The following is a 14,849-nucleotide window of genomic DNA, read 5'->3' as shown; positions in this document are numbered from 1 at the left end:
TATTCTAAACAAATCATAACGTATTATACGTCTTTATTCAAGCGTTTCTCGCTCTCCTAATAAACGTACCGCATAGACCTGTTCACAAAATCCTTTTAACCCGTTATAAATGCGATGCATTCGAGAATCATGGTGTACAAGTCCAAATACAGTTGGACCACTTCCACTCATCAATACAGCATCCGCTCCGAATCGCTTCATCTGTGATTTAATACGTGCAACTTCAGGATGCATTCCAAATGTTACATCTTCTAAAACGTTACCAACAGTATCACAAATCCCTTTATAATCTCCAGAATTTATGACATCAACCATTTTATCTACATTTGGATGTGTAACTCGATTTAACTTTAAATTTCCATACACATCAGCAGTAGATACACCTATATGTGGTTTCGCTAAAATAACCCAACAAGAAGGCGGAGTCTTTATATGCTCAATTTTCTCTCCTCTTCCAGTGGCAATTGCTGTGCCGCCGTATACACAGAACGATACATCTGATCCAATTTCTGCGCCAAGCTCTGCTAACTCATCAATTGTAAGCCCTAAATTCCATAATTTATTAAGACCACGTAATGTCGCTGCTGCATCACTACTTCCACCTGCTAATCCAGCTGCTACTGGAATCGTTTTTTCAATAGTAATAGATACACCTTTTTTTACATTAAACTTCTCTTTTAATAATTTCGCTGCCTGATAAGCTAAATTTCGTTGGTCGTCTGGGACATACCGATTATGGGATAAAATTTCAATACGGTCTTCTGCTAATTCCGTTAGTTCTAGACGATCTGCTAAATCAATGGTTGTCATAATCATTTTCACTTCATGATATCCGTCTTGTCTTTTTCCCAGTACATCTAACGACAGATTAATCTTTGCTGGTGCTTTCACTAGTAGCTTCAATCTATTCACCCACTCTATGTACTCAATCTTTTATCGTTTATTTTACCATAAATTTATAGTAAGACGATGACACTTCCCTAATTATAACGAAAAGCATTCAGAATGAAACTACTTATGTAAAATGATGGCACCTTTTAGAGTACAAAAAGCCGAGGAATGTCTCCTCGGCTACCGTAGCATAGAAAGTATCTTACAACTACTGGTTTCGTTTCATTAATTGCTGTTCTGCAATTTCTATAGCACGTTTCACCATGTTACCAGCATCTTTCGCACGAATTCCGCCCCATCCTTCTTTCTGAACAACATCATAAAAGCCAAGCTCTTTTGCTAGCTCTTCTTTAAATTGGTTTGACATGACACCTCTTCGTCTACTCAATGCAGAGTCCCTCCTTATTTTGCTACGGTATAGTTAGTATGCAAAATAATATAGCTTTTCATTTATGGGAATATATGTAATGATATATGGATTATAAAATGACCTCATTATGAGGGTCTCCATAAAATGTTAACTCTACTGTCTCTGTTAAAACATCTGCATAACTATAAGATACACGTTGCAACGCATCTTCTTGTTGATCCAATTGTACAACAAAAACAGAACGGTATGTTTCTGCTAGTACACCTGATTGCTCCACAGTTTTTCTTCTTCCACTATTTGCTTTTAACATAAGTCGCTGTCCAAGATGGTGATCTAATTCGCTTTTAATTTCATCTAAACGTTTTGACATATACTTCGCTACACCTCGCTGTAATTTAGATTGAACACTTAAAGCACTATATATCTATCCTAATTATTAACCGCGATTCACAGCTAATATCATCTTGCGTTTGAATAGATAGAAGAAATACTATATTGTAAAAGTATCATTACGTAGTCTGTACGTTCTTGCCTCTTTTTATCCAAATTCATTTAAATCCTTCCATACAAAAAAGCAAGATACATATGTACCCTGCTTACTCTTCGTAATGTTGAAAAGGTAATCCCGTTCGTAAAATCCCTCTCGTTTCAATTCCACCTAGTCCCTTTTCACCAGTAATTGTATTACGTACGACATCCCATACATTGACTCTCTCCATAAATGAAGTAAAACTAATTTTACCAACTACATATACGGGATCTAGTGCATGAATATTAATTCTAGATGGTGAACTAGCGAAATTGGCCCCTGCACGAATTAGTGCCTCAAAGTGCGATTGACATGCCCCAGCAAAAATAACAAGTTGATCCAATGATGGATATTTTTTTCGCACTTCTCGAACAGCCTGTACAAAATGCCTTGAATGCCTATATGCCGCTAAATCTCCCTTCACTCCTTTCGATTTTGTATATGCATCATGCCCCGTAATAACGAGAATGTCTGGGCGAAAGTGATCTATTAAGTCTACTACTTTTTCATGCATCTCCGTTTCTTTACAATGAATACCTTGTACAGGAACGCCAATTTTGTTATATAAGTCTAAGCACTTGCGCAAATATAAAGGGTCTCCATCTATATGCAATACACGTCCCGGCATTTGAAAATAATTCACCTCACTTGTGTATCCACCAGTTGAAGTATGTTCATGCCTTTGTTTCATTAACACATAATCTTGTTGAAACAAACGATACGTGCGCTCCATTGTTTCTTTCTCACGCTTCACCCTTTTTTTATGTTCTCGTTGATCTATACTAATTAAATCTTCAAGTGGCGCATCCGCCACCAGTCTAATTTCCTCTCCAAACAATATAGCTATCTCGCCTTTTATTTCTATAATACGAAAAAGAATATCCCTCTTATGAGAATATCGTTCCACTAATTCTCCAACATGTAAAGCCATTCTCCTACCTCCAAACTCATTAGGCCATCTTACCTGTTTTTAAAATATGAATTTAGAGGGAGAAAGGTGACAAAAGGGACAGTTCAAGTTGAACTGTCCCTTTCATATTCTTATGATAATTTATGAAGAACCAATGCATTACTTAATGTTGCAAACTCTTCAATAGATAGCGTTTCGCCTCTTCGCTTTGGATCAATTCCTACTTCTGTTAAAATTCGATCCAATAATTCCTTATCTTTCGGGAAACCATTTAAATTATTTGATAAATTATTCATTAAAGTTTTACGGCGCTGTGCGAAACTTGCTCGTACTACTTCAAAGAAGAATGTTTCATCTGTCACCTCTACAACCGGTTTCGGACGCTTTAGAAGGCGAATAATTGCAGAATCAACATTTGGCTGTGGTACAAACACTGTACGCGGTACAGTCATAACTGTTTCAACTTCTGTATAATACTGAATGGCAATCGATAAAGAACCATACTCTTTCGTTCCAGGTTTAGCAGCTAAACGATCTCCAACTTCTTTTTGCATCATAACAACAAATCCACGAACTGGTAACTTTTCTTCAAGCAATTTAAATAAAATTGGCGTTGTAATATAGTATGGCAAGTTAGCTACTACCATTACATCTTGCCCTTCTTCAAATTGCTCATTAAATACTTCATGTACATCCGCTTTTAGTACGTCTTTATTAATAACTGTAACGTTACCATATGGTGCTAACGTCTCATCTAAAATTGGTAATAGTCTTTGATCAATTTCAAAAGCCACTACTTTTTTAGCACGCTTCGCTAATTGCTCTGTTAATGCACCGATACCTGGTCCAATTTCAATTGCACCACTTTCTGAACCAATTTCAGCATGATCGACAATACGATTTAATACATTTGTATCAATTAAAAAGTTTTGTCCTAAACTTTTTTTGAATGAAAATCCATACTTTTCAACAATGTCTTTTGTACGATTTGGCGTTGCGATATCCTTCATTTTTTTTCCTCCTGTATTACTTGCTTATAAGCTTCTCCAAATAATTCCTTTGAAACTTGAAACATCTGTAATCGTTTATGTAACTGTTTTGCATTTGTATAACCAATCTTTAATAGCTTACCCATTCTTTCTCTGCGGCTCTTTGCCATTTCTCCGCCCACTAAGCCCGCATCGACTAAATCACTCCAACTAATTTCACTTGTATAAACTTCCATTTCTTCATGTATATTCTCTAGAGCACGGCGGATCGACTCATTAGAAGCATGTTCGATCCCAACTCCCTTTTTCCTTTTAGCAAGCGCTTCTTCCTTCGGTAAAAAGGCATGCTTACAGCCGGGAACCTTGTCAGAAATAATTTTTCGAATACGCTCTCCAGGATAATCCGGATCTGTGAAAATAATAACGCCCCTTTTTTGTTGCGCTAATTTAACTTGCTCAATAACATGATCACCGATTGCTGAACCGTTCGTTTCAATTGTATCCGCATCAACAGCACGCTTAATCGCAACTGTATCATCTTTACCTTCTACAACGATAATCTCTTTTATTTTCATGCTTGCCTCCACACTCGTTTCGTCTCTACTTAGTAAAACAAAAAAATGACGACTTTTCCATTATTATTTTCCCCATTCTTATATTTTAAAAAATAGAATAGAAAAATCTTTGTTCTCTGTCCTTATTGTAACACTTCATCATTCACATTTATTTTCTTCATCACTTCTACTAGTGTTTTTTCAAAATAAAAAAGAACAGGTTTCCCCATTCTTTTTTATTCAACACCAAATAAAAATTTTGCATTTTTGGTTGTCATTTCTGCTACTTCCTCATAAGAAATTCCTTTTAAATTCGCAATTTCTTCTGCTACGAGTTTTACATAACTCGGTTCATTTCGTTTCCCTCGAAATGGATGCGGCGTTAGATACGGACAATCCGTCTCTATTAACAATTTCTCTAATGGAATCTTCGTAGCAACCTCTTTCGGCTTCTTAGCATTTTTAAATGTAACTGGTCCGCCTAACGAAATTAAAAAGTTCATATCAACACATCGCTCTGCTACTTCTACGCTGCCGCTAAAGCAATGCATAATGCCTCCTACTTCAGCTGCATTCTCTTCTTCTAGAATATCAACAATATCTTGAGTTGCATCGCGGTTATGTATAATAATCGGCAATTTCACTTTTTTAGCTAATGTAATTTGTTTACGGAATACTTCTTTCTGTATTTCTTTTGGAGACTTATCCCAGTGATAATCTAAACCCATTTCTCCAAGTGCAACGACTTTAGGATGAGAAGCAAGTTCTTCTAACCAAGCTAAATGTTCTTCTGTCATGTCAATTGCATCAACTGGATGCCATCCAACCGCAGCGTAAATAAAATCATAGGCTTCAGCTAATTCCATCGCCTTTTTTATCGTTACTTCATCAAAACCAACAACAACTGTATAAGTAACTCCCGCTTCTTTCATTCGGGCAATAACTTCTTGCAAATCTTCTTCGAATTGCTCTGCATTCAAATGTGAATGTGTATCAAACAACATAATACATAACTCCTTTTATATTGAAATCAAGTTTATTCTACAAAAATAAGTTCTTTAATAACTTAACGATAACAATACTACAATCTTAATGCAAAAATAGAGAGTGTAAAAAGAAAAAAGACGCTTCACACATGTTACACGTGAAACATCTCTTTTCTTGTCTTAATTACTTGATTTTTGTACCATTTGGTAGATTTTGATCAATTGATGCTAATGACAATACGCCATTCTCTTCACCCGCTAAAATCATACCTTGCGATAATTCACCGCGTAATTTTACAGGTTTTAAGTTTGTTACACAAATAACCTTTTTACCTTTTAGGTCCTCTGGCGAATAGAATTTCGCAATTCCAGAAACAACTTGACGCTTTTCTGTGCCTAAGTCTAGTTGAATTTTTAACAACTTGTCTGCTTTTTTCACAGGTTCAGCAGATAGTACTTCAGCTACGCGTAATTCTACTTTAAAGAAATCATCAATTGTAATTTCTTCTGCCTTCGGTTCTTCTTCTTTTTTCTCTTCTACTTTAGGAGCAGAGCTTTTCATTTGTTCCTTAATGTACTCTACTTCCACTTCCATTTCTAAGCGAGGGAAAATTGGGTTTCCTTTTTCTACTTTTGTTCCAGCTGGAATACAGCCAATTGTAGATAGACTTTCCCAAGATTTATGAGCCTCATCAGTAAGGCCAAGCTGAGCGAACATCTTGCTTGGTGCTACTGTTAAGAATGGCATAAGCATAATACCTGTTTGACGAAGTACTTCTGCTAAATGAGCCATTACAGAAGCTAACTTTTCACGATCATTCTCATCTTTCGCTAATACCCATGGTTGTGTTTCATCAATATATTTGTTCGTACGACTAACCAATTGCCAAATAGATCCTAACGCTACAGAGAACTCCATATTCTCCATTGCCTCTTCTACTTTTTTCAATGTATCTTTTGCAAACGTTACTAACGTTTCATCAAATTCCGTTACATTCGCTTTAAATGCAGGGATTTCTCCGTTAAAGTACTTATCAATCATAGCTACTGTACGATTTAATAAGTTACCTAAGTCATTTGCTAGATCGAAATTAATACGCTCCACAAATCCTTCTGGTGTGAATACACCGTCAGATCCGAATGGAACTTCACGAAGTAAGTAATAACGTAATGCATCTAATCCGTAACGATCGATCAATGTAACTGGATCTACTACGTTTCCTTTTGACTTACTCATCTTTCCATCCTTCATTAAAATCCAGCCATGAGCAAAGACTTTTTTCGGAAGAGGTAAATCTAATGCCATTAAAATGATTGGCCAATAAATTGTATGGAAACGAACGATTTCTTTTCCAACTAAATGCACATCTGCCGGCCAGAATTTCTTATACATCTCTTCATTTTCTGTTCCATAACCTAATGCTGTAATGTAGTTAGATAATGCGTCAACCCATACGTAAATAACGTGTTTCGGATTACCTGGAACACGAACTCCCCAGTCAAATGAAGTACGAGAAACTGCTAAATCTTCTAAGCCTGGTTTAATGAAGTTATTAATCATTTCATTCTTACGAGACTCTGGCTGAATGAAATGTGGATTATCTTCATAGAATTTTAATAGTCTGTCGACATATTTACCCATTCTAAAGAAATATGATTCTTCACGAACAAGTTCTACATCATGACCACTATCTGGACTTTTTCCTCCAACTACTTTGTCACCTTCCATAATTGGATCTACTAATTGATGCTCCGTATAGAATGTCTCATCTTGTACAGAATACCAACCTTCATATTCATCAAGATAAATATCACCTTGATCTACTAGTTGCTTAAAGATTTTTTCAACAACATCTTTATGACGATCTTCAGTTGTACGAATAAAATCATCATAAGAGATATCCATCTTCTCCCAAAGTTCTTTAATTCCTGCAACAATATTATCCACATATGCTTGTGGTGTAATATTTAATTCTTCTGCTTTTTTTTGGATTTTCTGTCCATGCTCATCAGTTCCTGTTAAATAATGAACATTGTATCCTTGCATACGCTTATATCGTGCCATTGCATCTCCTGCTACTGTCGTATAAGCATGTCCAATGTGTAATTTTCCACTTGGATAATAAATTGGGGTAGTAATATAAAAGGACTTATTTTCCTCTGTCATTGTTTTGGACCTCCCGAATAACCTCATATGTATTTATAAACAGTATATCAAAAACTCATATATAAAGTGAAACTTTAATCAGCGGGGTTTTTGTTCATCCCCACTGATTATTAGCCCACATCAATCGGGCTTTTACGAGCAGCCCGAATCTCACTTATCTTCTTTACCCCAACCTAATTTTGAATTTGGGTTCTTAATGCTCGATATCTTTATCATCTATTGCTCATATTCCAAAAAAATATACAATCTCCACTTAAAATTTGTTAATTTTTCAGAAAACAATGTAAATAATTGTGGAATTTCCTCTCAATCTATTATATATAAGAAATAAGAAATCTATAAATCTTTTTAAAAAATATAGAATTTAAGAATTGACGGAAATGTAAATGATTGGTATCATATGTCCATAGGGTATTTTGTCGAAAAATGACGAATCTAAAAATAGACTCGAAACTTATAAACTATTTATTTAGGAGGAAAAAAATTATGAAATCTACTGGTATTGTTCGTAAAGTTGATGAATTAGGTCGTGTAGTAATTCCAATCGAATTACGCCGTACTTTAGGTATTGCAGAAAAGGATGCTCTTGAAATCTATGTTGATGACGAGAAAATCATCTTAAAAAAATATAAACCAAACATGACTTGCCAAGTAACTGGTGAAGTATCTGACGGTAACCTTTCTTTAGCTGAAGGTAAAATCATCTTAAGCAAAGAAGGCGCTGAGCAAATCTTAAACGAACTTCAAGATTATATCGAAACAGCAAAATAAGCTTCTCAATTATGAGAAGCTTATTTTTTATCGACATGATAGATTTGATATACATCTCTTTTCGACAAATCTCGATCTTTAGCGACTGTTTTAATCGCTTCTTTTGAATTCATACCTTTTTCATTTATATAGTGTTCAATATGATCATATACTGAAAGAGATTCCCACCATTGTTCTTCTGGAGCAGGTTCTTCTGTCGAACCAGCTACTAAAATACAAAACTCACCACGTACCTCATTTTGCTTCGTCCACTCAATTGCTTCTTCGACTGTTCCTCGAATAAATTCCTCAAATTTTTTCGTTAACTCCCGACATAATACAATCTCTCTATTTCCCAACACTTCCTGCATCGAAATTAAAGTATCATCTAAACGATGAGGCGCTTCATAAAACATCATTGTAGTTTGTACATAACGAAGCTTTTCTAACTCCATCTTTCGTTCCTTTTTATTTCTCTGCAAGAAACCATAGAAATAAAACTGCTTTGTTTCAAGACCAGATGCAATTAATGCTGTAAGGGCTGCATTTGCTCCAGGAAGCGGAATTACATGATATTGCTCAGCTACTGCCTCAACAACAATATCGTAACCTGGATCAGAAATACACGGCATACCAGCGTCACTAACAAGTGCTACATTCTTTCCATCCTCTAATTTCTCTAATATTTTCTTCCCACTTACTTCTTTATTGTGCTCATGATAACTCGTGACAGGTGTTTCAATTTCAAAATAATTACAAAGTTTTTTCGTTTGTCTCGTATCTTCAGCAGCAATTAAATCAACTTCTTTTAAAATTCGGATTGCACGAAATGTCATATCTTCTAAATTTCCAATAGGAGTTGGTACTAAATATAAAACTCCCTTTTCATTTTGTTGAAAGCTTTTTTGTTGCCACATAGCGTTCTCCTTTTTGCATATATGCCTCTTTTTGTTTTCTCGTTAATTGCTTAAAGTAATACTCCGCTTGCATAGCTGTACGTTTATCATCATGGGTCTCTACATATTTTAAAACGACAGGAAGCCTGACGCGTGTATACTTAGCTCCTTTGCCGCTATTATGAGTCTGTATTCGTTTTTCTATATGGTTTGTATATCCAGCATAATAACTTCCATCAGAGCACTCTACCACATAAAAAAAATGCTTATTCTTCTCCATATAAAATTGAACGTATCTCCTTTGTATATTCGTTATTGTTCTCATATACAACGAGAGGTGGTAAAATTTTTAAATCTGCATTTCCATCCTTAATTCCTTCAATTAACAATGTATTTGCTTCTTTTCCAACCTTAGGATAAACAAATCGCACACGCTTTGGTTCAATTTTATATTTACGCATTAATGTGACAATGTCGAGTAATCGCCCTGGACGATGTACAAACGCCACTTTCCCACCTTGTTTTACTAACTGACTACTTGCAGATACAACATCTTCTAATGTACACATAATTTCATGACGAGCTATCGCTAAATGTTCATTCATATTTTTCTCTGAAGTTTGAGGTGTTTGAAAATATGGTGGATTACATGTAACAACATCATATTGATGACGTCCGAGTTTCTCTGGCATATCTTTCAAATCTCCATGTATGAGGTGAATTCTTTCTTCCAGCCCATTATATTGAACACTTCTTACTCCCATATCATATAAGCGTTCTTGAATTTCCACACCAGTAATCTTTCCTTTTGTTCTTGTACTTAATAGAAGGGGGACAACTGCGTTACCTGTACACAAATCAAGTAAATTCCCCTTTTGAATTGGTACCCATGCAAAATCTGCCAGTAAAACAGCATCTAAAGAAAAATTAAATACTGATGGGCTTTGTATAATCTTCATGTCTTGCGCTAATAAGTAATCTAAACGTTCATCTTCATATAAATTCATATACTGCTCCTTTTCTTACCCTTAACCTACCCTATTTCATGTATAAAAAATTACCTTTCCAATTATAATTGGAAAGGTAATTTCACTTTTTATTTAAGAATGACAGACAGAACAAACAATCTCCCTCTTTACGTACACTTCCATAATGTAGATTGCAAATATGAAAACCTTCTTGATACAGTCTCGCTAAATTGTCATAGCCTTCACCAATATCTGTCTTCGGCTTCACTTCTTTACGCTTTTGAGTTTTTTGTTTTTCTTTATTCTGCACTTCTTCAAAACGGTGTCGCAAATTGTTATTTTCCATTTTTATATGCTGGTTTTCTTCCAACAACTCTGCAAGATGCTGTTTTAACTCTCCCAACTGTTTGTATAAATGTCCAATTTGCTCTTCCATACTAGAAACCGATTCAAAAATATCTTTTTTCTCCACAAGCACCCACCTCATTAATCTGTGGTTTGACTCGAAACGACCCCTTTATTCACTAACTCATCTAACGTATATTCTACTATCCGTTCCTTGTCTACTAGTTCCACTTGAATTAATCTTTCTAAAATATTTAATCCGATCACACGGCCAGTACCATGCGGGGTTTGTATACGTTGATCTAAATCAGGAAGTTGTTCCTTTGCTGCCTCATATTCATCATTCTCATATTTTAAGCAACACATTAAGCGACCACATAAACCAGAGATTTTTGCAGGATTTAATGATAAATTTTGATCCTTTGCCATTTTAATGGATACAGGTTCAAAATCTCCTAAAAAAGTAGAACAACAAAGCATACGACCACATGGACCAATACCACCTAGCATCTTCGCTTCATCACGAACACCAATTTGTCTTAGTTCAATTCTTGTTCTAAAAATTGCCGCTAAGTCCTTCACTAGTTCGCGGAAATCAATCCGACCATCCGCAGTAAAATAGAAAATAATCTTATTACGATCGAATGTATACTCTACATCTACAAGTTTCATATCAAGATTATGCTCTACTACCTTTTGCTGACAGACTTGATATGCTTCTTTTGCAGCATGTTTGTTCTCTTCAACAATGGTACGATCATTTTCATTTGCAATACGAATAACCTTTTTTAGCGGTAATACAACGTCGTTTTCATCAACTTGCTTTTTGGTAATAACTACTTTTCCGTATTCAATACCTCTTACCGTTTCTACAATAACAAACTCATTTTCAGAGATATCGAACTGATTTGGATCAAAGTAATATACCTTTCCGGCCTTCTTAAAGCGAACACCTACTACATCATACAAAACGGTCATCCCTCCTGCAACCGCAACACTAACTGTTCGAACACAAGCTGCGCATTTACATTAGCGTTGATTCTATTTTTTGCCTCTAATATATTAAAGAGAGCTGATACAATGCGCTTCTGAGCATAGGAAAACGATTCAAACATCTCTTTCTGCTCATGAAAAACAAGACGATCTTCTTCTCCAAGTTGAACATATAGTAAATCCTTATAAATAAGGAGTAACATATCTAACCCTTGCTGTAATTGTTCTTTCTCTCCAAAGTGTTTTCCCCATTTTTCTTGTACAAAAAAAATAGAGGTTTTATCTTTTTCGAGCGCTTCACATAATTTTATCACTAAAGCTCGTGCTTGTGCAAACCATTCATCACTACATAAAGCTAAAGCTTCATCAAAACTATTTGTGAGTTGAGCAGCAAGTGTCGATAAAGATGCTGTAATACCTTCTTCCTGTAATCTTCTAATTAAAGATTCTGTAGGTAACGGTCTAAACGTAACAACTTGGCAACGAGATAAAATCGTATTTAAAATTTGATGACTTTGTTCAGTAAGTAAAATAGCGGTTGTATCACTACTTGGTTCTTCTAAAAATTTCAAAAGTGTATTTGCCGCATTTGCCGTCATACGATCTGCGTGCTCAATAATATATAATTTTTTATTTGCCTCTAATCCTGTTTTTGAAAACTCTTCTTGTAAATCATGAATTTGCTGCTTCTTAATAGATAATCCGTCTGGTTTTACAATATGTAAGTTAGGGTGGTTACCTGAATCAATTCGCTTACAATTTGTGCATACATGACAGGGCTCTACTCCATTCCGCTGAGAACAGAGGAAACTCTTTGCCATTTGAATTGCTGTCGCAAACTTTCCCGTACCTTTCCCTCCCTCTAACAAGTAAGCGTGGGATATACGCTCTTTTGCAATGCTATTCATCAACATTTTTACACCGATGGGTTGTATAGCAGAAAGCTGCTCCCACGTCTTCATCATAATGCATACCTCACTTATTTCATTCTTTCCTTCTATTATAACAATTTATCTTCTATAATCTGAACAACTTCTTCTATAAGTTTTTCCATCGGCTGATCAGCATTTACCAATACAATACGATCCGAGAAACGTTCTACAACTTGTAAATACCCTTCGCGCACACGTTTATGGAAAGAGATATCTTCCATATCTAGTCGATTTACTTCACGTCCTGCATCTTTTTCAATTCGAGCCAAACCAACCTCAGGCTCAATGTCTAGATAAATTGTTAAACTAGGCATACAGTCCTCTGTTGCGAAACGATTTATTTCAAATACCTTATCCATACCCAACCCTCTTGCATAGCCTTGATATGCTAAAGAACTATCTATAAAACGATCACATAGCACGAGATAGTTCTCATTAAGTGCTGGCATAACTTTTTCTACTAAATGCTGTCTGCGCGCAGCAGTATAAAGAAGCGCTTCTGTACGTGCTTCCATCATCGTATATTCTTGTTTATGTAAAATCGTCCTAATGTCCTCAGAAATTGCAATACCACCTGGTTCCCTTGTCGCCATTACCTTTTGTGCTTTTTGTTCAAAATATGGTAATAAGCTTTTAATTAACGTTGTTTTACCTGAACCTTCTGGACCCTCAATTGTTACAAATAATCCCTTCATCCTAAAACCTACTTTCTATATCATACACTTTCATATATTTCGTATTACCTTGAAAACGAGCTCCTGCTCTCTCTAAATACATAATTTGCTCTTTATGCTCTGAAGTAATTCTCTCTCCATACATAACCAATGGAATTCCAGGTGGATACGGAATTACCATTTCCGCCGCTATCATTCCAACAGCCTCTTCTATAGATACTATCTTTGTTCCATATCCTTCTAGTTGTTTATACGTATACGGCAAAGGAGAGAATTCACCTTTATAAGTATAACGAATAGATTCCCTCTTGTCTTTCACGTCATAATGTTGCAATGCTACTCGGATCATCTCTATAACCTTCATATACTCCTCATTTACTTGCAGGGGTAAAATAAATAGGACATTGTACGGATCAGCCATCTCTGTATATATACCGACATTTTCAAATACGGACTGTAATTCGTACCCTGATAACTGACAACGAGTTTGTACGGTAACCTTTAGCTCGTCTTGCAACGGATATTCTAAAATGGCGATTTGTGGAATAGAACGTAACTGTTCCTTAAATCTCCGTAAAAACTCAACAATTTCACCATGTCCTTCTTCTTTTATACGCGCCATTGTAAAGCGTGCTATATCCAAGGAAGCCATAATTGGATACGATGGACTACTAGATTGTAGCATACTTAAATAAGTAGTAACCTTCTCTTCGTCTACTAAGTGACTATTTATATGTAAATAGGAACCCATTGTCATTGCGGGTAATGTTTTATGTGCAGAATGAACTACAATATCTGCACCATATGTTAACGCTGATTTTGGGAATGGTTCTCCCAAACAAAGATGTGCCCCATGTGCCTCATCTACCAAAACAGGGATTTTATGTGCATGTGCAAAAGCGATGCTTGCCTCTAAATCCATCCCCATACCATAATAATTAGGATGCGTTAAAATGAGTGCTTTCGCATTTGGATATTTTCCAATTGCTTTCTTAATAATTTCATTACGAACTCCCACTGGTACGTTATAAGCTTCATCAATCCATGGATCTAAAAAAATGGGATTTGCTCCCGCTAGTTTTAAACCATTAATAATTGATTTATGACAATTTCTTTGTACAAGAACAATATCATGTTCCCTGCAACAAGACAAAATCATTGCTAAGTTCCCGACTGTTGAACCATTAATTAAAAAATAACTTCTCTTTGTATCATACACTTCAGTCAATAATTGTTGTGCCTCATCTATACATTCAAACGGACTATGCAAATCATCCAGTCCTGCTAACTCAGTTACATCAATAGATAGAATATCTTTAAACTCTCTTATTGCCTTCTGAGGGAAGTTTAAACCATTCTTATGACCTGGAACATGAAAAGATAACGACCCTCTTTCTTTAAACTCTATTAACGCCTCATATAAAGGCATATGATTTTGATTCATCTACATCTCTTCCTTATAATTCATTCTCCATCTATTATACAGAACAAAAAAAATAATAGGCATATGCCTATTTAAAAATATGATACTTCTAATTTTCGAAGTTGCTTTAAATAATGTATATATTTTGGATCATCTGTCTCTGTGTTCACCATATCCTTTTCACATTCATAACATATTAAATTATTATAAACATATATACCTTCTTTTCTTTTTGTCTCACAAACAATACAAACTTCACTTTGTAATTTCATAACCTTCCCTCCCTATTTAAGTGAACCTATTTTATACTTCTAATCCTTAACAATTTCCAGAAAAATATACACCCATCTCTTATATAATATGATTAACTCTTGGGCAACGTGTTTGTATTACCATTACTTCTTTCCCATTCTTTTTAACAATACAAAAAAACACGAGTCAAATGACTCGTGTTTTAGTTGCTTGGCGACGT

At 35.4% G+C, this 14,849-nt stretch carries 18 protein-coding genes; 1 reads left to right on the top strand and 17 read right to left on the bottom strand.

Annotation, left to right across the window (positions count from 1 at the left end):
* Positions 1-33: 33 nt before the first annotated feature.
* From ispE to metG, 8 genes are all read right to left on the bottom strand, one after another.
* Positions 34-903, bottom strand: coding sequence for a 4-(cytidine 5'-diphospho)-2-C-methyl-D-erythritol kinase (gene ispE / locus DN403_RS15880; protein WP_000772104.1), 870 nt, complete (start codon positions 901-903; stop codon positions 34-36).
* A gap of 196 nt (positions 904-1,099) precedes the next feature.
* Positions 1,100-1,279 (bottom strand): acid-soluble spore protein SspF, encoded by a 180-nt coding sequence (sspF, locus tag DN403_RS15875; protein WP_002094215.1) that lies wholly within the window; start codon positions 1,277-1,279, stop codon positions 1,100-1,102.
* A 91-nt stretch (positions 1,280-1,370) separates the two neighbouring features.
* A complete protein-coding gene (veg, locus tag DN403_RS15870) occupies positions 1,371-1,631 on the bottom strand; it encodes a biofilm formation stimulator Veg (RefSeq protein ID WP_000044347.1) in 261 nt (86 codons plus the stop codon).
* 226 nt (positions 1,632-1,857) lie between these two features.
* Positions 1,858-2,721, bottom strand: coding sequence for a sporulation peptidase YabG (gene yabG, locus DN403_RS15865; RefSeq protein ID WP_001173734.1), 864 nt, complete (start codon positions 2,719-2,721; stop codon positions 1,858-1,860).
* A gap of 110 nt (positions 2,722-2,831) precedes the next feature.
* Positions 2,832-3,710, bottom strand: a complete 879-nt coding sequence (gene rsmA / locus DN403_RS15860) for a 16S rRNA (adenine(1518)-N(6)/adenine(1519)-N(6))-dimethyltransferase RsmA (RefSeq protein ID WP_000651548.1) — start codon at positions 3,708-3,710, stop codon at positions 2,832-2,834.
* The gene (gene rnmV / locus DN403_RS15855; protein WP_000692841.1) at positions 3,707-4,264 is read right to left on the bottom strand and encodes a ribonuclease M5; all 558 of its coding nucleotides are present in this window, start codon (positions 4,262-4,264) and stop codon (positions 3,707-3,709) included. The genes rsmA and rnmV overlap by 4 nt, the downstream gene beginning before the upstream one ends.
* A gap of 215 nt (positions 4,265-4,479) precedes the next feature.
* Positions 4,480-5,247, bottom strand: a complete 768-nt coding sequence (locus DN403_RS15850) for a TatD family hydrolase (protein WP_149185578.1) — start codon at positions 5,245-5,247, stop codon at positions 4,480-4,482.
* Positions 5,248-5,413: 166 nt separating this feature from the next.
* Positions 5,414-7,396, bottom strand: a complete 1,983-nt coding sequence (metG, locus tag DN403_RS15845; RefSeq protein WP_000134138.1) for a methionine--tRNA ligase — start codon at positions 7,394-7,396, stop codon at positions 5,414-5,416.
* A 486-nt stretch (positions 7,397-7,882) separates the two neighbouring features.
* On the opposite strand from metG, the gene DN403_RS15840 reads away from it, so the two are divergent.
* A complete protein-coding gene (locus DN403_RS15840; protein WP_000843036.1) occupies positions 7,883-8,167 on the top strand; it encodes an AbrB/MazE/SpoVT family DNA-binding domain-containing protein in 285 nt (94 codons plus the stop codon).
* Positions 8,168-8,187: 20 nt separating this feature from the next.
* Here the strand turns inward: DN403_RS15840 and rsmI are convergent, their stop codons facing one another.
* From rsmI to DN403_RS15795, 9 genes are all read right to left on the bottom strand, one after another.
* Complete coding sequence (gene rsmI, locus DN403_RS15835) at positions 8,188-9,063, bottom strand: 16S rRNA (cytidine(1402)-2'-O)-methyltransferase (protein WP_000267816.1); 876 nt, start codon at positions 9,061-9,063, stop codon at positions 8,188-8,190.
* Positions 9,032-9,322: a GIY-YIG nuclease family protein gene (locus DN403_RS15830; RefSeq protein ID WP_000414350.1), complete on the bottom strand. Its 291-nt coding sequence runs from the start codon at positions 9,320-9,322 to the stop codon at positions 9,032-9,034. The genes rsmI and DN403_RS15830 overlap by 32 nt, the downstream gene beginning before the upstream one ends.
* The gene (locus DN403_RS15825) at positions 9,309-10,049 is read right to left on the bottom strand and encodes a tRNA1(Val) (adenine(37)-N6)-methyltransferase (RefSeq protein WP_001055355.1); all 741 of its coding nucleotides are present in this window, start codon (positions 10,047-10,049) and stop codon (positions 9,309-9,311) included. Before DN403_RS15825 ends, DN403_RS15830 begins: the two co-directional genes overlap by 14 nt.
* Before the next feature lie 82 nt (positions 10,050-10,131).
* Entirely contained in the window at positions 10,132-10,482 is a 351-nt protein-coding gene (gene yabA, locus DN403_RS15820) for a DNA replication initiation control protein YabA (RefSeq protein ID WP_000412063.1), read from the bottom strand.
* 14 nt (positions 10,483-10,496) lie between these two features.
* Positions 10,497-11,324 (bottom strand): PSP1 domain-containing protein, encoded by an 828-nt coding sequence (locus DN403_RS15815; protein ID WP_000272429.1) that lies wholly within the window; start codon positions 11,322-11,324, stop codon positions 10,497-10,499.
* Positions 11,325-11,329: 5 nt separating this feature from the next.
* Positions 11,330-12,313, bottom strand: coding sequence for a DNA polymerase III subunit delta' (gene holB / locus DN403_RS15810; RefSeq protein ID WP_000978578.1), 984 nt, complete (start codon positions 12,311-12,313; stop codon positions 11,330-11,332).
* Positions 12,314-12,348: 35 nt separating this feature from the next.
* Positions 12,349-12,975 (bottom strand): dTMP kinase, encoded by a 627-nt coding sequence (tmk, locus tag DN403_RS15805; RefSeq protein WP_149185577.1) that lies wholly within the window; start codon positions 12,973-12,975, stop codon positions 12,349-12,351.
* Between the two features lies 1 nt (position 12,976).
* Complete coding sequence (locus DN403_RS15800; protein ID WP_001073008.1) at positions 12,977-14,398, bottom strand: aminotransferase class I/II-fold pyridoxal phosphate-dependent enzyme; 1,422 nt, start codon at positions 14,396-14,398, stop codon at positions 12,977-12,979.
* 71 nt (positions 14,399-14,469) lie between these two features.
* On the bottom strand, positions 14,470-14,649 hold the full coding sequence (locus DN403_RS15795; RefSeq protein WP_000776279.1) for a sigma factor G inhibitor Gin: 180 nt from the start codon (positions 14,647-14,649) through the stop codon (positions 14,470-14,472).
* Positions 14,650-14,849: the final 200 nt, after the last annotated feature.

This window comes from Bacillus sp. AY2-1 (assembly GCF_008368965.1).
GTDB lineage: Bacteria > Bacillota > Bacilli > Bacillales > Bacillaceae_G > Bacillus_A > Bacillus_A thuringiensis_S.
The sequence above is the reverse complement of the archived record's forward strand: the minus strand, read 5'-3'. Positions and strand labels throughout refer to the sequence as shown.